At 69.9% G+C, this 21,343-nt stretch carries 20 protein-coding genes; 9 read left to right on the top strand and 11 right to left on the bottom strand.

The annotated features are described in order from the left end of the window. Window positions 1-1,100 precede the first annotated feature (1,100 nt). From ASH02_RS16765 to ASH02_RS16725, 9 genes are all read right to left on the bottom strand, one after another. Window positions 1,101-1,655 carry a maltokinase N-terminal cap-like domain-containing protein gene (locus tag ASH02_RS16765; RefSeq protein ID WP_057295121.1) on the bottom strand — a complete coding sequence of 185 codons (555 nt, stop codon included), beginning with the start codon at window positions 1,653-1,655 and terminating at the stop codon, window positions 1,101-1,103. A 10-nt stretch (window positions 1,656-1,665) separates the two neighbouring features. Further along, the gene (locus ASH02_RS16760; protein WP_200959164.1) at window positions 1,666-2,448 is read right to left on the bottom strand and encodes a DUF1295 domain-containing protein; all 783 of its coding nucleotides are present in this window, start codon (window positions 2,446-2,448) and stop codon (window positions 1,666-1,668) included. Continuing rightward, window positions 2,445-3,686 (bottom strand): SAM-dependent methyltransferase, encoded by a 1,242-nt coding sequence (locus ASH02_RS16755; protein WP_057295119.1) that lies wholly within the window; start codon window positions 3,684-3,686, stop codon window positions 2,445-2,447. Before ASH02_RS16755 ends, ASH02_RS16760 begins: the two co-directional genes overlap by 4 nt. Further along, window positions 3,683-4,978, bottom strand: a complete 1,296-nt coding sequence (locus ASH02_RS16750) for a class I SAM-dependent methyltransferase (protein WP_057295118.1) — start codon at window positions 4,976-4,978, stop codon at window positions 3,683-3,685. The genes ASH02_RS16755 and ASH02_RS16750 overlap by 4 nt, the downstream gene beginning before the upstream one ends. Beyond that, a complete protein-coding gene (locus ASH02_RS16745; protein WP_235539062.1) occupies window positions 4,975-6,921 on the bottom strand; it encodes an FAD-dependent oxidoreductase in 1,947 nt (648 codons plus the stop codon). Before ASH02_RS16745 ends, ASH02_RS16750 begins: the two co-directional genes overlap by 4 nt. Before the next feature lie 17 nt (window positions 6,922-6,938). Further along, window positions 6,939-7,658, bottom strand: a complete 720-nt coding sequence (locus ASH02_RS16740) for an anti-sigma factor (RefSeq protein ID WP_057295116.1) — start codon at window positions 7,656-7,658, stop codon at window positions 6,939-6,941. Further along, entirely contained in the window at window positions 7,658-8,266 is a 609-nt protein-coding gene (gene sigK, locus ASH02_RS16735; protein ID WP_056679625.1) for an ECF RNA polymerase sigma factor SigK, read from the bottom strand. Before sigK ends, ASH02_RS16740 begins: the two co-directional genes overlap by 1 nt. Before the next feature lie 25 nt (window positions 8,267-8,291). Further along, window positions 8,292-8,945 carry a fasciclin domain-containing protein gene (locus ASH02_RS16730; RefSeq protein ID WP_056890370.1) on the bottom strand — a complete coding sequence of 218 codons (654 nt, stop codon included), beginning with the start codon at window positions 8,943-8,945 and terminating at the stop codon, window positions 8,292-8,294. A 112-nt stretch (window positions 8,946-9,057) separates the two neighbouring features. After that, complete coding sequence (locus ASH02_RS16725; protein ID WP_057295115.1) at window positions 9,058-10,755, bottom strand: molybdopterin-dependent oxidoreductase; 1,698 nt, start codon at window positions 10,753-10,755, stop codon at window positions 9,058-9,060. An 83-nt stretch (window positions 10,756-10,838) separates the two neighbouring features. Here ASH02_RS16725 and ASH02_RS16720 point away from each other — a divergent pair, with 83 nt between their 5' ends. The 6 genes from ASH02_RS16720 to ASH02_RS16695 all read left to right on the top strand — a co-directional run bounded on the left by ASH02_RS16720 (window position 10,839) and on the right by ASH02_RS16695 (window position 16,483). Beyond that, the gene (locus ASH02_RS16720) at window positions 10,839-12,044 is read left to right on the top strand and encodes a helix-turn-helix domain-containing protein (protein WP_056679635.1); all 1,206 of its coding nucleotides are present in this window, start codon (window positions 10,839-10,841) and stop codon (window positions 12,042-12,044) included. Window positions 12,045-12,159: 115 nt separating this feature from the next. Next, entirely contained in the window at window positions 12,160-13,683 is a 1,524-nt protein-coding gene (gene exaC, locus ASH02_RS16715; RefSeq protein WP_056679638.1) for an acetaldehyde dehydrogenase ExaC, read from the top strand. Continuing rightward, complete coding sequence (locus ASH02_RS16710) at window positions 13,684-14,028, top strand: DUF779 domain-containing protein (RefSeq protein ID WP_057295114.1); 345 nt, start codon at window positions 13,684-13,686, stop codon at window positions 14,026-14,028. It abuts the gene before it with no gap. Window positions 14,029-14,137: 109 nt separating this feature from the next. Next, a complete protein-coding gene (locus tag ASH02_RS16705; RefSeq protein WP_057295113.1) occupies window positions 14,138-15,061 on the top strand; it encodes an AEC family transporter in 924 nt (307 codons plus the stop codon). 33 nt (window positions 15,062-15,094) lie between these two features. After that, window positions 15,095-15,841, top strand: a complete 747-nt coding sequence (locus tag ASH02_RS16700; protein WP_082620916.1) for an enoyl-CoA hydratase-related protein — start codon at window positions 15,095-15,097, stop codon at window positions 15,839-15,841. Between the two features lie 24 nt (window positions 15,842-15,865). Further along, window positions 15,866-16,483, top strand: a complete 618-nt coding sequence (locus ASH02_RS16695; protein ID WP_057295111.1) for a rhomboid family intramembrane serine protease — start codon at window positions 15,866-15,868, stop codon at window positions 16,481-16,483. A 27-nt stretch (window positions 16,484-16,510) separates the two neighbouring features. On the opposite strand, the gene ASH02_RS16690 is transcribed toward ASH02_RS16695, so the two are convergent. Beyond that, on the bottom strand, window positions 16,511-16,930 hold the full coding sequence (locus ASH02_RS16690) for a DoxX family protein (protein WP_057295110.1): 420 nt from the start codon (window positions 16,928-16,930) through the stop codon (window positions 16,511-16,513). A 155-nt stretch (window positions 16,931-17,085) separates the two neighbouring features. On the opposite strand from ASH02_RS16690, the gene ASH02_RS16685 reads away from it, so the two are divergent. After that, window positions 17,086-19,236: a HelD family protein gene (locus tag ASH02_RS16685; protein WP_056890363.1), complete on the top strand. Its 2,151-nt coding sequence runs from the start codon at window positions 17,086-17,088 to the stop codon at window positions 19,234-19,236. 24 nt (window positions 19,237-19,260) lie between these two features. Then, window positions 19,261-20,070, top strand: a complete 810-nt coding sequence (locus ASH02_RS16680) for a hypothetical protein (protein ID WP_056890362.1) — start codon at window positions 19,261-19,263, stop codon at window positions 20,068-20,070. A gap of 10 nt (window positions 20,071-20,080) precedes the next feature. Here the strand turns inward: ASH02_RS16680 and upp are convergent, their stop codons facing one another. After that, window positions 20,081-20,722, bottom strand: a complete 642-nt coding sequence (gene upp / locus ASH02_RS16675; RefSeq protein WP_056679657.1) for a uracil phosphoribosyltransferase — start codon at window positions 20,720-20,722, stop codon at window positions 20,081-20,083. Between the two features lie 111 nt (window positions 20,723-20,833). On the opposite strand from upp, the gene ASH02_RS16670 reads away from it, so the two are divergent. After that, window positions 20,834-21,316 carry a tRNA adenosine deaminase-associated protein gene (locus ASH02_RS16670; protein WP_056679659.1) on the top strand — a complete coding sequence of 161 codons (483 nt, stop codon included), beginning with the start codon at window positions 20,834-20,836 and terminating at the stop codon, window positions 21,314-21,316. Window positions 21,317-21,343: the final 27 nt, after the last annotated feature.

Below are 21,343 nucleotides of genomic sequence, written 5' to 3'. Positions count from 1 at the left end.
TCCTACCTCAAGACCCGGCTCTACATCCACGTGAACCTCGCCGACCTCGCCACCACCGGCACCCACGGCGCCTCCGCAGGCACCGGCGGCCACGAGCCGGCGCCGGGGATGGCGGAGACGAACCTGTTCGGAGCCGTCACCGTCGAGAAGATTCTCGACTGGATCCGTGACCTCGGCCCCGACGCCACGATGACCCCGGTCATCGACCTGAATCACGACTGGGCCGTCGATCAGCACGACCCGCCCGAAGCGATGCGTGAACAGGTCATCACCCGCGACCGGCATTGCGTCTTCCCGCACTGTTCGGTTGATTCACGCCGTTGCGACCTCGACCACATTGAGTCCTACGACGACACCGGGCCACCGGGGCAGACCAGCCCCGACAGGCTCGCCCCGTTGTGCCGGCGACATCACCTCGCCAAGACCCACGGCCGGTGGTCGTACGTCAGGAACAAGGACGGGNTCCCCACCAACTGAACCCCGACACCGCGCGACAGCGACTTCATCCGCAGCAACGTCGGGATCAGTACAAGCAGCACCGGCCCCACAGCACCACCAGCGCAAGCCCCGCCACCACAACACGGTGAACGGGGCTACCGCCACGCCCACACCGGCCCACCGCCGTCCTCACCGCCCGCTTGGCCCTATTGCCCTGACCGGGCCTGGTTTCGAGACGGCGCTGACGCGCCTTCTCAACCACCGAGGCGGGCAAGGTTTCGAGATGGTCCCTAGCGGGACCTCCTCAACCATCGAGAAGCGCACGGCGTCGCAAGCACGGCCTTCCGTGGTGGCTGACGGCTCCCGATCTTCGACTGGACGACCTTCAGCCACCATCGAAGCCTTCGCACGCACCAAGCAGGTTTCGAGACGGCGCTGGCGCGCCTCCTCAACCACCGAGATGGCGTTCAGCGGTAACCCCGGGCTCGACGCGTGGCTCATGCCTACGCGGGGCTACCACTGGAGCCGCGCCCGACGACGGGCGTGGTTTCGAGACGGTCCCTGGCGGGACCTCCTCAACCACCGAGGCCGCCCGACGACGGGCGTGGTTTCGAGACGGCGCTGGCGCGCCTCCTCAACCAACCGGGGGACGCGCTGCTGATTCAGGCGGAGGCGATGACGGCGGTGCCGCCGTCCCAGGTGGCCACCAGGGTTGACGATCCGGGCAGTTCGGCGCCGATCTGGGCGGCGAGGTGCACCTGGAGTCCGTCGGGCGAAGCAGCCGGGTTCTCCACCGCGAGGCGGACGGTCGGCTCGCGGGTCTCGACGAGGGTGTCGCCGTCCCAGACCTCGAGGGCGGCCTGTTCCTGCTGGCCGGCCAGTGCCCGCCGGAAGGCGCCAATCGCGACCGGATCGCCGGAGGCGTCGTACACCCAGCGCTGGCCGAGGACCGAGTGCTCCATGGTGGTGATCAGGTGCGCGTCGGCGCCGTCGAGCGGGGCGGCGCGGTAGGTCACGACGACGTGGCGGAGCGGACCGCCGCGGGTGATCAGCAGGCCCTCGATGCCGACCTCACCGTCGGGGTCGTCGAGGCGGTAGTTGCCGACCTGGCTCAACGCATCGGGGCCCTCGAGGCCACCGGAAGCGGGCGTGGCGAGCCATGCGTCGAGGAGCTCCAGCTTGGTCGGAGTGATCGTTGCCCGATGGATGATCGCCATGGCGGCGAGCCTACCGAGCCCTCCGACCCGGCCGACGCGGCGGCAGGGGGACGAACATCGACGTGCGGGCGACGTAGTCGTCCCAGCCGGGCCGGCCGGCCATGTGCTTCTCGAGCAGGCGGGCGCCGGTCGCGAAGACCAGGAAGTAGGTCATCGCCACGGGGGAGAGGACGGTCAGCACGCCGGGCCATGCCGACGCGGCGACGAGGAAGATGCCCCACCACACGCAGGTGTCGCCGAAGTAGTTCGGGTGCCGGGTCCACGCCCACAGGCCGCGGTCCATCACCGGACCACGCTCGGGATCACGCTTGTACGCCGCCAGCTGGGCGTCGCCGACCGATTCGAAGAAGACGCCGACCAGCCACAGGAGTACGCCGACCGCCACGACCCACGTGACACCGGAGCCGGCGACGGCCGAGACCTGCAGCGGTAACGACACGAACCACAGTGCGATGCCCTGGGTGGCGAAGACCCGGCGCACCGCGACGGCGTACGACTGGCCCTCGAGCATGGCGGCGTAGCGGGCGTCCTCGGGTTGTCCGTGGTTGCGACGGTGTATGTGCCAGGCCAGCCGGAGTCCCCAGAACCCGACGAGCGCGAACAGCAGCCAGCGCCGCCAGTCAGCCCCGTCGCCCAGCACCGCGGCGACCAGGGCGATCAGCACGAAGCCGAGGCCCCACGAGGTGTCGACCACCGAGACCTTGCCGAGCCGATGCCCGATCACGGCAGTGACCGCCATCAGCAGGGCCGCCGCCGCGAGGGAGGCGCCGGAGACGAGGAGGAACGCAGTCACCACGTGCGGACCGGCGGGATCGTGTGGTCCCGTCCTGGCCGCACGGACAGGATCTGGTCGACGCCCATGCGGCCGTCGCGAAAAGCCATACCCCCGCCGACGAGGTAGAGCCGCCAGACACGGGCGACCTCCTCGCCGACGAGGGCGGTGACCCGGTCGATGTTGGATTCGAACGTCTCGATCCATGCCCCCACCGTGCGCACGTAGTGCTCACGCATGGCGTGCACGTCGCGGACTTCGAGACCCCCGCTCTCGAAGAACGCCACGGTTTCACCGACCGGACGCATGTGCATGTCGGGAGCGATGAACGACTCGATGAACGGGCCGCCTCCCGGATGCTTGCCGGTGCGCGACATCTGCTGGACCAGCACCCTGCCGCCGGGCTTCACTGAACGTCGAAGGACCTCGACGTACGTCGGATAGTTGCGCTGGCCCACGTGCTCGCCCATCTCGACGGACGCGACCGCGTCGTACTCACCGGTGGCCTCCCGGTAGTCCTGCAGGCGGATCTCGGCGTGGTCCTCCAGGCCGAGGTCACGGATGCGGGCGTCGATGAACTTCTTCTGCTCGGCCGCGATCGTCACGCCGACCACCTTGATGCCGCGCTGCGCGGCCTGCAGGGTCAGCGAACCCCAACCGCAGCCCACGTCGAGCATCGTCATGCCCGGCTTGAGGCCGAGCTTGTCGAGGATCAGCGACAGCTTGTCGCGCTGCGCGTCGGCGAGCGTGTAGTCGGGCTCGTCGGAGCACCAGTAGCCCGAGGAGTAGGCCATCGACGGGTCGAGGATCAGCTCGTAGAAGTCGTTGGAGAGATCGTAGTGGTGGCTGATCGCCGCGCGGTCGCGCAGCTTGCTGTGCAGCCGCCCGCGGACCCGGGCCTGGGAGGCCGGCGCACGTGGTGGCAGGCGTACGTCGCGCAGCACCTTCACGAGTCCGCTGGCCACGGCAGGGCTGAAGCCCAGGCCGGCGAGCCCGCGTGATCGCGCGACCGACCGCACGTGGGTCAGGGCCGCGTCGAGGTCTCCGTCGACGTCGATCTCTCCGGAGACGTAGGCCTGTGCGGCGCCGAGCTCACCCGGGCGCCAGAAGATGCGGGACAACGCGTCGGGCGAGTGGATGGTGACCCGCGGCGCGTCGGACGGTCCGGCCGATGAGCCGTCCCAGGCCTCGAGCCGCACCGGCAGGCCGCCCCGCAGGACCGGGCGCAGGCCCGCTTCGAGGCGTGCGGCAACGCTCATGAGTCGCTCCTGGTCAGGGTGATCTGTTGCACGTCGAGGTACCCGGAAGCGAACCCGGCACGCGAGTACTCCAGGTAGAAGTGCCACATGCGCTCGAAGACGTCGTCGAACCCGAGGCGTCGTACGACGGGGCTCGACGTGCGGAACGCCTCGTCCCACAGGCGCAGGGTCTCTGCGTAGTGCAGCCCGAACGACAGTCGCTCGGTGACGCGCAGCGAGGTGTGCTCGGTGGTGACCTGCTCGATCGCCTCGGTCGAGGGCAGGAAGCCGCCGGGGAAGACGTACTTGTTGATCCACGTGAAACCACCGCGCGTGGCCAGCATGCGGTCGTGCGGCATGGTGATCGCCTGGATCGCGACCCGGCCACCGGGCGCGAGCAGCGAGTCGATCGTGGAGAAGTAGGTCGGCCAGAACTCGTGGCCGACGGCCTCGATCATCTCCACCGAGCAGACCGCGTCGTAGGTGCCGGTGACCTGGCGGTAGTCGAGCAGGTCGACCTCGACCCGGTCGGCGAACCCGGCCTCGGCGATGCGCTCACGGGCCAGCGCCTGCTGCTCGCTCGACAGGGTCACCGAGCGGACACTGGCGCCACGGCGGGCGGCACGGATCGCCAGCTCGCCCCAGCCGGTGCCGATCTCGAGCACCCGCGAGCCTTCGCGAACCCCGGCCTGGTCGAGGAGCCGCTCGATCTTGGCGCCTTGGGCGCCCTCGAGGTCGGTGCGCTCGACGATGCCGGGGGACGCGGCGACCAGGTGGTCGCCGACCCGCTCGACCTGGCTGTCGAACAACGCCGACGAATAGCTCAGCGTCTTGTCGAGGAACGTCGCGAAGAGGTCGTTCGACAGGTCGTAGTGGTGGCTGATGTTGTCGCGGGTCTGGTCCTCGCTGTTGCGGTGGGCGCGGGGCATCCGCGCCATCCAGACCGCGCGCAGGCGCTGCATCCAGTCGGGCACCAGCGTCGCGATCTCGCCGGCCATCCTGGTCAGCAGGGCGTCGAGGTCGGGGGAGTCCCAGGCGCCGGTCATGTAGGCCTCACCGAAGCCGATCAGGCCGTCGTTGCCGACCTTGCGGAAGAACTCGTCGGGCCGGTGCAGCACGATCGTCGGCGCCGACGTGTCGACGGCGCGCACGCTCGGCGTCTCGACGGTGATCCCGAGCCGCTGCGTGGCGTGCGCGAAGATCCGGCGGGCCACGGCTGCCGAGACGGCGGCCTTCGGCCCGGACGGTACGGCGTACAGGCCCGGCCAGCGGTCGGCCTGTGTGGTCTCCTGGCGAGCGTCGGTGATGGTCACTGGACCCCCTCCTGTCGTGGGTGCGTGGGCCTGCGCTGGACGGGGAGTCGTCGCAGCCAGAGGCCGATGCCCTGTGTTCGGATCAACAGTGAGGTCCGGATTGGTGCCAGTGCCGCACGCCATGGTCGCCGCCCGGCGGGCAGCGCGCGGGCGGTCACCGACGCGGTGAACGCGGGCTCGCCGTCGCGCTGCAACGTCACCGAGACCGCGATCCGGTCGCCGGGCGGGGTCACCGACACCTCGTAGTGACCCGACGTGTCGTTGAACGGCGAGACGTACATCGCCTTGTCGACGCCTGCGTGACCATGCGCATCAGGTCGTACGACGTACGCATGCCGGTCGCCGTAGGTGTTGTGGACCTCGAGCACCACGCAGGCCTGTGCGCCGCTGGCGTCGTGGCACCAGTAGACGCTGATCGGGTTGAAACAGTGGCCCAGCGCCCGAGGGTTGGCGAGCATCAGGATGCGGCCGCCGTGGAGGGCGATTCCCTGTGTGGCAAGGAAGTCGTCGACATTCCGGCGCAGCGAGTGGTCGGGCGAACCGAGGTGGTCGCGGGCCTCGAACGACGCGGTCCACCGGGCAGGCGGGAGGTCGTCGAGGTCGACCAGCCAGGCATGGGAGGCGTTGTCGAACGCGTGCTCCACCGGCCCTCGGCGAACGTGCCGCACGGAGGTCTCGTAGACGCGACCGGCTTCCACCGCGGCGGGAGTGGCGGACCACGCGAAGCCCAGCCGCTCGGCGGCACGGGCACCCGAGGCCGCGCCGTCCTCGTGGAATCCCCAGCCGTGGTAGGCGCCGGCGAAGGCGAGACGGTCGGTGTCGAGCTCGGGCAACCGGCGTTGCGCGGCCACCGACGACGGCGTGTAGAGCGGGTGCTCGTACTCCATCGTCTCGATCACCGTGGCCGGGTCGACCAGGTCGGCGCCACCCAGTGTGACGAGGTAGGGCCGGTCGGTGGGCAGCCGCTGGAGCCGGGTCAGGTCGTAGGTCACGGTGACCTCGCCGGTGCTGGCCTCCGGGCGGAGGAAGTTCCACGACGCCCGCGCGCGGCGTGCCTTGGGCAGGAGTGACGCGTCGGTGTGCAGGCGCGCGGTGTTGCGCGAGTAGGGGATCGCGCCGAGCACCTCGCGCTGCGCGGGTGTCGGGTCGGCCAGCATGGTCAGCGCCTGGGCGGGGTGCGTCGCGATGACGACCGCGTCGAACCTGGTCACCTCACCGTTGCCGTCCGTGACCTCGACGCCGTCGGCAGTCTCGAGCACGGAGGTGACCTTCGTGCCGAGGCGTACGTCGGGGAGCTGGGCGGCCACCCTGGCGACGTACTCCCGCGAGCCACCGGTGACGGTGCGCCACTGCGGCGAGCCGAAGACACCGAGCATGCCGTGGTGCTGGAGGAACGCGAAGAGGTAGCGGGCCGGGTAGTCGAGGGACGACTCGGGGTCGCACGACCACACCGCGGCGACCAGCGGCTCCATGAAGTGCCGGGTGAAGTACGCCGAGAAACCGCCGTCCGCGAGGAAGTCGCGCAGGGTCTGGTCCTCGGCAGCCTCACCCGAGCCCGAGGAGGTCAGAAGTGCGCGGGCCCGGCGGTGGAAGCGGGGGACCTCGACCAGCATCCGCAGGTACGCCGGCCGTCCCAGGTTCGCGATCGTCGGGAACAGCCCACGGGCGCCGAGCGCACCGGCGTACTCCAGCCCGGTGGCGACGTCGCGCACCGACATCGACATGTCGGAGGCTTGGGTCTCGACGCCGAGCTCGGCGAAGAGCCGAAGCAGTGTCGGGTAGGTGCGCTCGTTGTGCACGATGAACCCGGTGTCGATGGCCAGGCCGTCGACCTCGTGGGTGTCGGCATGGCCGCCGAGCCGGTCGTCGGCCTCGAACAGCGTGACGTGCGCCGTGCGGGAAATGGCGTACCCGGCGGTGAGGCCGGCAACGCCACTTCCCACAACGGCGACCCTCCGGGTCACGCTCCCTCGAAGGCGAACAGGGCCACCGGGTCGGAGGTCGGTGTGGGTGATCCGCCGGCCGGCTCGACCGTGATGCCTGCGCCGGTCGCCGTACGTGCGTCTCCGTCGAGGAGCACCTCGGCGTCACCGCCGTTCATCAGCCCGGCCGGCAGCATGTCGCCCGAGGGGGCCTGGAGCCAGAGCTGGTAGACCTTGCCGGCCGGTGCCTCGGGCATGTCGTCGGCGAGCAGCACGGCCTGGCCGCGCGAAGCCGAACGCACGATGCGTGCGGTCGAGCCGTCGGGCAGGTCGGCCGAGATCGTCGCGGCGTCGGAGGCCTGCGTCACCTGGGCGGTGGCGCTGAGCTGGGTGGTCTCGTCCTGCCACGGCTGGGTGATCACGACTGCGCCGCCACCGATCACCGCAACTGCGGCTGCCGCTGCGACCAGCGACGGAAACCAGCGGCGACGTGAGGGCCGCTCCTCGTCGACGTGACGGCCGGGCACCTCGGGAGGCAGCGGGCGGACCGTGGCCACCTCGGCCATGATGCGGTCCTTGAGCGCGGGCGGGGGAGGCGTGGCGACGGCTGCGGCGAGCACGGCCGCGGTCTCCTGGAGACCGGCCACCTCGGCGCGGCAGTCCGCGCAGGTCGCCAGGTGCTTCTCGAACAGGTGTCGTTCGATGTCGTCCAGGGCGTCGACGGCGTAGGCGCCGGACAGTGCGTGGATGTCGCTCATCACTGGTTCACCCCCAATGCGTCACGGAGACGGATGAGTCCGTCGCGGATACGAGTCTTGGCCGTGCCGATCGGAACGTCCAGCATCGAAGCCACCTCCGTATGTGTGTAACCGCCGAAGAAGGCGAGTTCGAGGGCTTCTCGCTGGATCTCGGTCAGCGACTGCATGGCTCGGCGTACGCGGGTCGCCTCGAGGGCGGTGGCGGCGGCCTCTGCGGTGGAGTCGTGCGGGACCGTCTCGGACTGGTCGTGGTAGTTGTTGTCGCGGCGGTGGGCCGCCTCGGCCGAACGGACCCGGTCCACCGCACGGCGGTGGGCGATCGTCATCAGCCATGAGAGGGCGCTGCCGCGGTCGGCGTCGAAGCGGGCCGACGTGCGCCACACCTCGAGGTAGGTCTCCTGGGTGACTTCCTCGGCCTGCGCCGGGTCGCGGACGACCCTCAGCACGAGGCCGTGGACCCGAGCCGCCGTCGCGTCGTACAACGCGGAGAAGGCGGACTCGTCACCCCGGGCGGCCCTGCGGAACAGGTCAGCCAGGGCGGGCGCACCCGCCCCCTCCGACGACGAGTCGCCGGAGGGAACGGATGCAATGCCTGTCACGTGATCCATTGTGTCGTGTCCTGGTTTCCCAGGATCAGGAAGCCGGCATCAGCACGGAGTCGACGACGTAGACCGTGGCGTTGGCGGTGGGGATGTTGCCGCACAGGACGGCCGCGTTCTCGCCACCGACGGTGAAGTCCTCACCCGAGCCCTTGACCATGATCGTGTCGCCGGCGAGCGTCTTGTGCTTCCCGGCGAGCTCGTCCGGGCCGAGCTGGCCCGCGATGACGTGGTGGGTCAGGATCTTGGTCAGCGTGGCCTTGTCGGCGAGGACGCCCTTGAGGGTGTCCGCGGGGATCTTGGCGAACGCGTCGTTGGTCGGGGCGAAGACGGTCAGCGCCTCGGCCGAGTTGAGGGTGTCGCCGAGACCGGCCTCACCGACCGCGGTCACGAGGGTCTCGAGCAGCGGGTTGGCGCTGGCCGCCGTGGCGACCGGCTCGGTGGCCATGCCGTTGAACGAACCGGCACCGCTCGTGGGGATCTTGGCACAGCCCGCACCGAAGGTCTCGGCGCCGGCGTCGTCGGCCATGTCGTCGGACGAGGCGGACGACTCGGTCTGGCTGGGAGTGTCCTCGGCGGTGGTCTTGTCGTCACCGCCGTTGTCGTCGGAACCACAGGCGGCGAGCGACACCGACAGGGCAAGGGCAGCTGCGGCGATACCGGTCTGGCGGATGATGGAGCGCTTCATGGGAGTGCCTTTCTGGGTTCTGGTGCTGTCGGGTGTTGATTCGCTGCCGCCGGCCGACCGGATTGGTCGGTGACGGAAGTTTTTTCGGGCCGGAGCTGCCTCAGGCCGGTCGTCACTCGACGGTGACGACGATTTCCTGGACGCCGCTGGAGCCCTCGGGGAACGGGGTCGCACGCGCCGCCGTCTGGACCTCACCGTCGAGCGAGGTGGCCCGGACGGCGAGCATGTGCTGGCCGGGGCTGGCGTCCCAGGGGAGGTACCACTGACGCCAGTAGTCGATGCCGGCATCCGGCCCGAGCGTCGCCTCCTGCCACGCATTCCCGTCGATGCGCACCTCGACCTTCTTGATGCCGACGCGCTGCGCCCAGGCCACCCCGCCGATCACGGTCTGGCCGTCCTTGATGGTGGCCAGCGGCTTCGGGGTGTCGATCCGCGAGGAGATCTTGATCGGGGCGTCGGTGGCCCAGTCACGGTCCGTCCAGTACGCCGAGTCGTCGTCGTACGTCGTGAGCGTGAGGCGGGTCAGCCACTTGGTGGCGCCGACGAATCCGTAGAGACCGGGCGTGATCAGGCGCGCGGGGAAGCCGTGCTCGGCCGGCAGGGGCTCGCCGTTCATGCCGATCGCGACCATCGCGTCGCGTCCGTCGCGGGCCACCTCGAGGGGTGTGCTGATGGTGAAGCCGTCGACGGCGGTGCTCAGGATCTGGTCGGCCTTGCTGCCGACCCCGGCCCGGTCGAGCAGGTCGGTGAGGGGTACGCCGAGCCAGCGCGCGGCGCCGATGTAGCGACCGCCGACCTCGTTGGAGACGCAGGTCATCGTGATGTCGCGCTCGATCAACGGCATCGCGGCCAGCTCGTCGAAGGTGAGGCTGAAGGAGTTGTCGACGTCGCCGTCGATCGTCAGCTTCCAGTCGTCGACCGGCACCACGGGCAGGGTCAGGTTGATGTCGACCCGGTAGAAGCGGTCGGTGGAGGTCTGGAAGTTGGAGATGCCCGAGTAGACGTTCTCGAGACCCGCCGGCAGCGGCGCGATCGGCTTGGCTGCGGGCGGCAGGTTCACGTTCCCGATGCGGGTCCGGTAGGCGATGATCTTCTCGCCGGCCCAGCCCATGGTCGCCGAGGCGGCCGCGACGAGGCCCGTCGTGATCAGCAGGGTGCGTCGGGAGGCGCGGGGAGCGGCCGTCGGTGCGGACTTCGACTTCGACCTGGGCTTGCGCCGCGCGATCGGCTCGAGGTTCGACATCACGTCGAACGGGCCGGTCCCACCGGCCGGGGAGGTGCCCACAGGCCCGCCCGCGGAGCGCTTGGGAGCCGGTTCTTCCTCCGCCGCCTCCTGCGCCGGTTCGTCCGCCGGTTCCCGTGCGCCGTTGAGCAGTCGCACCAGCAGCACCAGGACCACCAAGCCGACCACGGCGGCAACCAACGACGGCACCACGTCGCTCGCCGTGGCCAGCGGTCTGGTGACTGCAGCGGCTCCCGCGAGCGCGACGAGGGCGATCAGCAGCCCCGCCCCGACGGGGAACCAGCGGCGCGCCAGCAAGCCGGCGACGGCGGCAAGCAGGAGCGTCACCGCCATCACGCTGGCCAGCAGGATCGGCTTGTCCTTGGTGCCGAACTCGCGGACGGCGTACTCCTTGAGCGGAGTCGGCGTCAGGTCGATCACCGTGGAGCCGACCGCGAGCACCGGTGAGGACGCCGGCTTGAGAAGTGACGCGATCAGGTGGCCTGCCGCCATCCCGCAGAGTGTGGCGAGCACACCTGCCAGGGCGAACGGCGAGCCGGAGCACAGGGCATTCCAGAGTCGCTTCATGGGTGTGCTTCGGAGCGGCCGCCCGATCGGATGGGTTTCGGACGGCACTGGTGCAGGGACGACGAAGGAGGTTCACTGGTCGGATGACCTCTGAAGGCATGCGGGTCCAGGTGGCGGAGTCGTGGCATCGCTCCGCCGCGGCCGGCGTACGCGCTGAAGAGCCCGAGGCCCCGATCACGCTCGCCGAGGACACCCTGCGCGGGCACCGCGAGGCGCACCCGTTGGCGCACGTCTTCCCGCTGCTCGACGACGTGCTCGGCCAGGCCGCCCGCGACTGTGACGCGGTGATGGCGGTCTCCGACGCGTCGGCCCAGCTGCTCTGGGTGTGCGGCCACCCGCAGGTGCTCCGCAAGGCCGAGAAGATCGGTTTCGTCGAGGGGTCCAACTGGGACGAGCGGTTCGCCGGCACCAACGCACCCGGCATGGCCCTGGCCCTGGGCCAGCCGATCAGCATCATCGGCTCCGAGCACTTCCGGCACTCGGTGCGCCAGTGGAGCTGTGCCGCCTCGCCGATCCACGACCCCACCACGGGCGAGCTGCTGGGTGTCCTCGACATCACCGGTGGCGACCAGATCGTCGTGCCCCAGACCATGGCGATGGTGCGGGCCGCGGCGCGGATGGCCGAGACCGAGCTGGCGCACCTCAAGCTCACCGCCTCCGCGCAGCCCGCCGAGGTACGCCGGCAGGCGGGGTTCGGCATCTCCATCCAGGGGCTGGGCCGCCACGAAGCGCTGCTCGACATCGACGACGGCTCCGGACGGCACTCGACCCTGCGTCTCTCCCCGCGGCACAGCGAGCTGGTGCTTCTGCTCGCGTCGGCGCCGCGTGGCCTTTCGGGCGACGAGCTGGCGGTGCTGCTCTACGAGGAGGACAACTCCGGGTCCACGCTGCGGGCAGAGCTCAACCGGCTGCGCAACCTGCTCGGCGACGACCTCCTGGCCAGCCGCCCCTACCGGTTGGTCGCCGACGTGTCGGGCGACTGGCTGGCGGTCGAGGCGCGCATCGTCAACGGTGACGTGGCCGGCGCCGTGCGCGCCTATCGCGGCCCGTTGCTCCCGCGCTCGACCGCGCCTGGCGTGGTCCGGCTGCGCGAGGCGATCGACTCGACGGTGCGACAAGGGGTGCTGCGGTCCGGCGTACCCGACCTGATGTCGACGTGGACCCGGTCGTCGTGGGGCACCGACGACTACGACATGTGGGTGGCCCAGCGCGACGCCGTCGGCCCGAGGTCGCCTTTGCTGCCCCTGATCAACGGCCAGATCGAGCGACTGGACCGCGAGCTCGCCTGAGAGTTCGGCCTGAGAGTTCGGCCTGAGCGCAACGTCCGTGCAACGTGCGGCTCCCTACGTTGTGAGCGGCGTCACCTTCCGACGCCCCTTCTCGACACTTTCTGGGAGTCACGACATGACTGTTCACGCCGCACCCGGCACCGACGGATCCTCCATCGAGGTCAAGAGCCGCTACGGCCACTTCATCGGTGGCGAATGGGTCGACCCGATCAAGGGCGCCTACTTCGAGAACATCTCGCCGGTCAACGGCAAGCCGTTCACCGAGATCGCCCGTGGCACCGCCGAGGACATCGATGCCGCACTCGACTCTGCCTGGAACGCTGCCGACGCCTGGGGTCGTACGTCGACCACCGAGCGGTCCAACATCCTGCTCAAGATCGCCGACCGCATGGAGCAGAACCTCCAGGACCTGGCCGTCATCGAGACCTGGGACAACGGCAAGGCGGTCCGCGAGACCCTCAACGCCGACATGCCGCTGGCGATCGACCACTTCCGCTACTTCGCCGGTGCCCTGCGTGCCCAGGAGGGCGGCATCTCCGAGATCGACGAGAACACCGTCGCCTACCACTTCCACGAGCCCCTGGGCGTGGTCGGCCAGATCATCCCCTGGAACTTCCCGATCCTGATGGCCGTGTGGAAGCTGGCCCCGGCCCTGGCCGCCGGCAACTGTGTGGTCCTCAAGCCGGCCGAGCAGACCCCGTGGTCGATCCTCAAGCTGATGGAGCTGATCGGCGACCTGCTGCCGGCCGGTGTGCTCAACGTGGTCAACGGCTTCGGTGTCGAGGCCGGAAAGCCGCTGGCGTCGTCGCCGCGGATCCGCAAGATCGCCTTCACCGGCGAGACCACCACCGGCCGCCTGATCATGCAGTACGCCACCGAGAACATCATCCCGGTGACCCTCGAGCTCGGCGGCAAGAGCCCCAACATCTTCTTCGACGACGTGGCCAACGAGAAGGACGCGTTCTACGACAAGGCGCTCGAGGGCTTCACGATGTTCGCGCTCAACCAGGGCGAGGTCTGCACCTGCCCGTCGCGCGCCCTCGTGCAGCGGTCGATGTACAGCGACTTCGTGGCCGACGCGATCGTCCGCGTCGAGGCGATCAAGCAGGGCAACCCGCTCGACGAGACGACGATGATGGGCGCCCAGGCCAGCAACGACCAGCTCGAGAAGATCCTCAGCTACATCGACATCGGCACCAAGGAGGGCGCGAAGGTGCTCACCGGTGGCGGCCGCAACGTGCTCGAGGGCGACCTCGCCGAGGGCTACTACGTGCAGCCGACGGTCTTCGAGGGTGACAACTCGATGCGCATCTTCCAGGAGGAGATCTTCGGACCGGTGGTCTCGCTGACCGGGTTCGACGACGAGGCCGACGCCCTCAAGATCGCCAACGACACCCTCTACGGCCTCGGTGCCGGACTGTGGACGCGTGACGGTTCGCGGGCGTTCCGTGCCGGCAAGGCCATCGAGGCCGGCCGGGTGTGGACCAACTGCTACCACGCCTACCCGGCCCACGCCGCGTTCGGCGGCTACAAGCAGTCGGGCATCGGTCGCGAGAACCACAAGATGATGCTCGACCACTACCAGCAGACCAAGAACCTCCTGGTCTCCTACAGCCCCGACAAGCTGGGCTTCTTCTAAATGGAACGCGTCGCCGTCACCGAGGAGGCTGCGGAGCTGATCCGCCGCCTCACCGGGACGCACGGGCCGGTGATGTTCCACCAGTCCGGCGGCTGCTGCGACGGCTCGTCGCCGATGTGCTACCCGCAGGGCGAGTTCCGCACGGGGGACTCCGACATCCATCTCGGGGACCTCGACGTGGGTCTCGAGCGGGCGGTGCCGGTGTGGATGAGCAGGTCGCAGTTCGAGTACTGGTCGCACACGCACCTCACCATCGACGTGGTGAAGGGTCGTGGCGCCGGTTTCTCGCTGGAGGCGCCCGAAGGTAGGCGCTTCCTGATCCGCTCGCGGCTCATGGAGGAATGAAGCACCGACCTCAAGTATCTTGACGTCAAGAGAACTCCCAGTGTTCAATGGTGGCTGAGGGCTGTCCCGGGGCCCACCCACAGCCCCCAGCCACCATTGAAGGGGAGCAATGCAGGGAGTCCTTGCCGGATTCGCCACGATCATCGTGGTGATCGGACTCGGTGCCCTGCTGGCGCACCTCAAGGTCCTCGACCTCGCCTCGCAGGTGGTGCTGTCGCGGCTGGCGTTCTTCGTGGCCAGCCCTGCGCTGATGATCACGGTGCTGGCCGACACCGACGTGACCGAGGTCTTCTCGCGCAACCTCGCGGCCACCGCGGTCGGGGTGCTCGTCGCGTCCGCGGTGTACGTCGTCGCGGCCCGGCTGGTCTTCCGCCGAGACCTCGCCGACACCGTGGTGGGCGCGCTCTGTGCGGCGTACGTCAATGCCGGGAACCTGGGCCTGCCGATCGCGGCGTACGTCATCGGCGACGTGGCGCTGGTGGCCCCGACGCTGCTGATGCAGCTGCTGGTCCTTCAGCCGCTGGCTCTCGCCGTGCTCGACCAGGCCACCTCGCCCCAGCCTCCTTCGGCGTGGCGGTTGATCTCCCGGCCGCTGCGCACGCCCCTGACCGTCGGGTCGCTGATCGGGCTGGCCGTGTCGCTGGCCGGCGTCGAGCTTCCGGCCCCGATCCACGACCCGCTCGACCTGGTCGGCGGCATGGCGGTGCCCGCGATGCTGCTGGCGTACGGCGTCTCGCTGCGGCTCGGCCCACTGCCCGGGCGCGGGGCAGCACCGGCCGAGCTGGGGCTCATCTCGGTGCTCAAGCTGGTCGTGCAACCCGCCACGGCGTACGCCGCCGGCCGCTTCCTGTTCGGCCTCGACTCCGAGGCGCTGCTCGCCGTGACCGTGCTCTCCGCGCTGCCGACCGCGCAGAACATCTTCGTGCACGCCACCCGCTACGACCGCGGAGTGATCGTGGCCCGCGACGCGATCTTCGTCAGCACGATGCTGGCCGTGCCGGTGATGTTCGTGATCGTCGCGCTGCTCGCCTGATCCCCGAGTTCGGGGGATGGCAGGATGGCGCGCATGACCGAGCTCGTGAAGTACGCCACCGCCGAGGGCATCGCGACCCTCACCTTCGACTCGCCCCACAACCGCAACGCGCTCTCGCGCCAGCTGGTGACCGAGCTGTACGCCGGGCTCGAGCGGGCCGAGGCCGACGACGACGTGAAGGTCGTCGTGATCGGCGCCGAGGGCAAGGTCTTCTGCTCGGGCGCCGACCTCTCCGAGGCCGCTGAGGGCTCGATGGAGGAAGGCGCCAAGGGCATCGTCGACCTGCAGCGCCGCATCGTGGCATTCGCCAAGCCCGTGGTGACTCGCGTGTACGGCGCGGTGCGCGCCGGCGGCATCGGCATCGTGGCCGCGTCCGACATCGCCATCTCTGCCGACGACGCGACGTTCGCACTCACCGAGGTGAAGCTGGCCCTGGCGCCGGCCGCCATCTCGTTGACCGTGCTGCCCCGGATGACCTCGCGGGCCGGTGCCTACGCGTGCCTGACCGGTGCGAAGTTCACCGGCGCCGAAGCCGCCGAGTGGGGCCTGGTCACCCGCGCCGTACCCGCCGACGAGCTCGACGACGCCGTGGCCGCCGTGTGCGCCGAGCTGGCCACGGGTGCGGCCCAGGGTCTGCGCGAGACCAAGGCACTGCTGGCCCGCGACCTGCTCGACCGCATGGACGCCCGGGGCGACGACCTCGCCGCACTGTCCGGCCGCCTCTTCGGTTCGGATGCGGCCCGCGAGGCGATGCTGGCCTTCCTGAGCAGGAAAAAGTAGCCGACCGCTGGATACGCTGGAGGCATGAGCCTCCCCGACGCACGCACGTCCTCCACTGCGGAGACCCCGCGGTGGGTGCGGGCCGCCACGGTCATCGGCAGCTTCGTCGCGCTGCTCTACGTGATCGAGTTCGTCGACACGCTGATGGGCAACCGGCTCGACGCCGAGGGAGTTCAACCCCGTGAGACCGACGGGCTTCTCGGCATCGTCTTCGCCCCGCTGCTGCACGGCGGCTGGGACCACCTGATCGCGAACACCGTGCCGACGCTGGTGCTGGGTTTCCTGATCCTGCTGTCCGGCACCCGCACGTGGCTCGGCGTCACCGCGATCGTGTGGGTCGTCGGCGGGGTCGGCACCTGGCTGACCGGCCAGGACAACTCGGTGCACATCGGCGCCTCGGTGCTGGTCTTCGGCTGGCTGGTCTACCTGCTGGTGCGTGGCTTCTTCGCCCGCAAGGCCGGGCAGATTGTCCTCGGCGTGCTCATCCTGCTGATGTACGGCGGCGTGCTCTGGGGCGTGCTCCCCGGACAGCCCGGCATCTCGTGGCAGGGACACCTGTTCGGCGCGATCGGCGGTGGGCTGGCCGCCTGGCTCCTCGCCGAGCGCAAGGGCGCCGAGCGGCAGCGCGACCTGCTTGCCTGACGCAGGTCGGGCGCAGAGCGCGGTGGGTCAGCGCGTGTAGAGCGCCTTGACCCGGTCGTCCCGCAGCCACAGGCCGCCCCAGACCAGGACCGCCATCGCGAAGGCGAAGACGGAGCCGAAGACCGCCTGGTCGTCGAGGTAGATGTTGACCGCGATCGCGCCGCCGAGGTAGCCGGTGATCAACACGGCGCCGAGGACCGCGGTGCGCGGGATCAGATGGACGATCAAGGCGATGCCGAGCGAGATGCCCAGCGGATAGCTGAACCACTCGGGGGCGCCGTACTTCTCGTTCCAGTCCTGCGCGGTCTGCACGTTGAGCAGGTGGCTGATCGAGTCGACGGCGAGGAAGAGACCGACCAGGCCGCTGATCACGTAGCTGACGGTGCGCTTCGTGCTCCTCGTGGTGGCGGTGGTGGTGGTCTCGGTGGCGAAGGTCGTGGTGCTCATGGCGGTTTCTCCTGAAGTGGTGGGTGGGTCGATGCCCATGGAGACCACGCAGGTTTCGGGAATTCATCGCTGGCCGATCTGGTTTTCCGCTGGCAGGCGCGGCCCGGTAGTCTTGCCTGCTTGGTTCTTGTGCATCTTCGAGGGGTGGTCCTGCGTTGTCCGATGACGTTGCCGAGCGGGAAGTCGCTGCGGAACAGGCGTTCGTCGACCGGGTGTACGACCAGCTCGAGGAGTCGACGGCGGCGGCCCAGCAACTGGCCCGCGAGGGCCACGAGCGCGGTCGCCTGGGTCACGAGGGTGGCCTGGTCGAGCGCGACGCCATGGTCTTCCAGGCCGCGAAGCGGATGGCCCAGCTCGACGCGGCCCACGAGGGCCTGGTCTTCGGCCGTCTCGACATGCGCCCCGAGCTCGATCCCGAGCCCCGCTACGTGGGCCGCATCGGTCTGCGCGACGCCAACCGCGACTCGCTGCTGATCGACTGGCGCGCCCCCGCCGCCGCGGTGTTCTACCAGGCGACGGCGGCCGAGCCGCACTCCGTCGTACGACGCCGGGTGCTGCGCGCGACCGGCCCGAAGGTGGTCGGTGTCGAGGACGAGCTCCTCGACGACCAGGCCGGGACCGACCTGCCCATCGTCGGCGAGGGCGCCCTGATGGCGCAGCTCTCCCGCGCCCGTGACCGGTCGATGCACTCCATCGTGGCCACCATCCAGGCAGAGCAGGACAAGGCGATCCGGGCCCCCTCGAAGGGCGTCGTCGAGATCTCCGGCGGTCCGGGCACCGGCAAGACGGTCGTCGCCCTGCACCGTGCCGCGTTCCTGCTCTACACCGACCGTCGCCGCTACGAGGGCGGCGGTGTGCTGATCGTCGGTCCGTCCGGCGTGTTCATGCGCTACATCGAGCGGGTGTTGCCGTCCCTCGGCGAGACCGCCGTGGCGCTCCGCTCGCTCGGCGAGGTCGTCGACGGCGTCCGCGCCACCCGTCACGACGAGCCGGCCGTCGCCGACGTGAAGGGCTCGATCCGCATGGCCGAGGTCGTACGCCGGGCCGCGCGCCAGGCCGTCCCGGGTGCGCCCCGCGACTTCCGGATCTTCTACCGCGACGACACGATCGTGCTCGACCGCCAGCTGCTCGGCCGACTGCGTCGCCAACTGCTCAACCAGGGCCACCGCAACCGCCAGATGCCGCGGGTGGCGATGACCCTGCTCGACGCGATGTGGCGTCAGGTCCGCGGTGAGCGTGGCCGTGAGCGGGGTCGCGACTCGTTCAACGACGAGATGCTCGGCGACGACCAGTTCCTCGAGTTCGCCCTGCAGTGGTGGCCGCCGCTCGACGCCGCGCAGGTCATGGCGTGGCTGCGTGACCCCGACTTCCTGGCCCGCGTCTCCGACGGCGTGCTCGGCCAGGAGGAGCAGGCCCTGCTCAACAAGCACTGGTCCGAGACGCTCACCATCGAGGACATCCCGCTGCTCGACGAGGCCCGCTACGAGCTGGGCGACCTGCCCGAGAAGTCCAAGGACGGCGACGAGTTCTCCGACCACCTCGGCGGCGACCTGCAGGAGCTGACCACCGCCTCCGAGCGTGAGTTCGCCACCGGGCCGTCGTGGAAGCCGCCGACGAACCGCATCGAGGACGACCCCTTCGCCCACGTGCTGATCGACGAGGCACAGGACCTCACCCCGATGCAGTGGCGCATGGTCGGCCGCCGTGGCCGCGCTGCGTCGTGGACCATCGTCGGCGACCCGGCACAGTCGTCGTGGCCGGTGCCGTCGGAGTCCGACGCTGCACGCCGTACGGCGCTCGAGGGCAAGCAGGTGCACCGGTTCCACCTGTCGACCAACTACCGCAACTCGTCCGAGATCTACGAGTTCGCCGCGGCGTACGCCTCCCGCGTCGGCCTCGACGCCGACCTGCCCACCGCAGTCCGCTCGACCGGCATCCCGCCCACGGTGCTCGGTCCGGTCGACGACCTCGAGGTGTCGGTGCGCAGCGAGGTGGCCCGCCTCTCCGGCGAGGTCTCGGGCACCGTCGGCATCGTGGTGCCGGTGGCCCGTCGCGCCGAGGTCAACGCGTGGCTGGCGTCCTGGCCCGAGTTCGCCGGCGACGCGCCCTCCGCCGCATCGCCCGGCGTCACGCCGAGCGGTGACGACCGCATCGTCGTGCTGACCGGCCTCGACACGAAGGGCCTGGAGTTCGACGGCATCGTCGTCGTGCGCCCCCAGGAGATCGAGGACGAGTCCCAGACCGGCCGGGCCGTGCTCTACGTCGTCCTCACCCGCGCCACCCAGCTGCTCTCCACCGTCAGCTGAGCGAAGGCGTTAGGGTCAGGCGGCATGAGCGAGCAGCCGCCGTACCCGCCCAGCGACCCGAACCAGCCCGGTTGGGGGCAGCCGCCGCCGGCCGGTCCTCCAGGCTGGGGCCAGCAGCCGCCCGGCTGGGGCCAGCAGCCTCCCGGTCCGCCGCCGGGCGGGCGGGGCTTCGCGGCAACCGAGGCGATCGGCTACGGCTGGAAGGCGTTCACCACCCACACCGGGGCGCTGCTCGGGGCCGCGCTGATCGTGCTGCTCGTACCGATCGCCATCCAGGTGGTGAGCGCACTGACCACGGGTGGGCAGACGTTCTCGTTCACCGCCGACTCCTCCGGGGGAGGCTTCGAGTTCGACTTCCACCCGATGGCACTGGTGCTCAACCTGCTCGGCAGCATCATCAGCCTGATCCTGTCTGCGGCGATGGTGCGCCTCGCGCTCGACGTGGTCGACGGCCAGCAGGTCAGTGTCGGCGCCATGTTCTCCCGCTTCGACCTGGTGCAGGTGCTGATCGCCGCCGTCGTTCTCTCGATCGCCACGACCATCGGCCTGGCGTTGTGTGTCCTGCCCGGCCTGGTCGTGCTGTTCCTGACGTTCCTGACCAACTACTTCATCGTCGGCAAGGGGCAGGACGCGTTCACGGCGATCAGGTCCAGCGTCTCGCTCACCACGGCCAACGTGGGTGAGCTGCTCCTGTTGGCGCTGCTCTGCTTCCTGTGCATGCTCGGTGGTGCCGTCGCCTGCGGCGTCGGGCTCCTGGTGGCCTTCCCGGTGATCACGGTCGCGACTGCGTTCGCCTTCCGCGCACTGCAGGGGGAGCCGGTCCGCCCGCTCTGACCGTGGTCGGTCAGTGGGCGACGCCGTACAGCCGGTCGCCGGCGTCGCCGAGGCCGGGCACGATGTAGCCCTTCTCGTTGAGCTTCTCGTCCATCGCGGCGGTGACGATGGTGACTGGGACCTCGAGGTCGGCCAGCTCCTGCTCCAGCCGGGCGCAGCCCTCCGGCGCGACCAGCAGGCAGATCGCGGTGATGTGGTCGGCGCCGCGGTCGACCAGGAAGCGGATCGCCGCGGCGAGTGTGCCGCCGGTGGCCAGCATCGGGTCGAGCACGTAGCACTGGCGCCCGGAGAGGTCCTCGGGCAGGCGCTCGGCGTACGTCGACGCCTCGAGCGTCTCCTCGTTGCGGATCATGCCGAGGAAGCCGACCTCGGCCGTGGGCAGCAGGCGGACCATGCCGTCGAGCATGCCGAGCCCGGCGCGCAGGATCGGGACGACGAGCGGCTTCGGGGAGGCCAGCTTCACGCCGGTCGCGGGCGCGACGGGAGTGGTGATGGTGACGTCGTCGACGCGCACGTCGCGGGTCGCCTCGTAGGCGAGCAGCGTCACCAGCTCGTCGGCCAGCCGGCGGAATGTCGGGCTGTCGGTGTCCTGGTCGCGGAGGGTGGTCAGCTTGTGGGCCACCAGCGGGTGGTCGACGACGTGGGTACGCATGGAGAAAACCTAGTCCAGTCCGCGTGACGTTTGGGAAAACAGGCTTGGAACCACCCCCAACCTCTGTCACTCTGGACATCGGAGTGCGGTTCACGAGCTGGAGGGACAGCCATGGTTGACGAGTTCGACGTCGACTTCGCCCTGGCCGCATACCGTGAAGAAGGCGTCTGGCAGCTCCAGGAGCTGGTCGATCCGGTGCTCGAGGACCTCGAGACGCTGTCCGGTGCCCTCCGGCGTTTTCCCGGTGACGGCGGCGCCATCGCACTGATCGGCTTCGACGAGGACGTCTTCCTGATCGTCCGGGTCACCGGGCCGACCGTGCGCGTGCTGCTCTCCGACATCACCGCCGTCGACGAGTGGGACCTCGCCCGCACCGTGATCGAGCACCTCGCCCTGCCCTACCCGGAGGAGGACGACGAGTCCGCCCCGGCCGGCGACCTCGACATCCTCGGCGACCTGGGCATGCACGCGATGGACATGGGCGTGCTCATCGACGACTACGACCTCTACCCCGACGAGATGCTCTCCGACGTGGCCGGCCGGCTCGGCTTCGGCCCCGCGTTCGACGACGCCGTCGACCTGACGACTGCGTGAGCGTTCCTTGATCACCGACAGGTACGA

Origin of the sequence: Nocardioides sp. Soil796 (genome assembly GCF_001429525.1) — a bacterium.
In the GTDB taxonomy this organism is placed as follows: domain Bacteria; phylum Actinomycetota; class Actinomycetes; order Propionibacteriales; family Nocardioidaceae; genus Nocardioides.
Note: the sequence above shows the minus strand (reverse complement) of the source record. Positions and strands in the feature narration are given on the sequence as shown.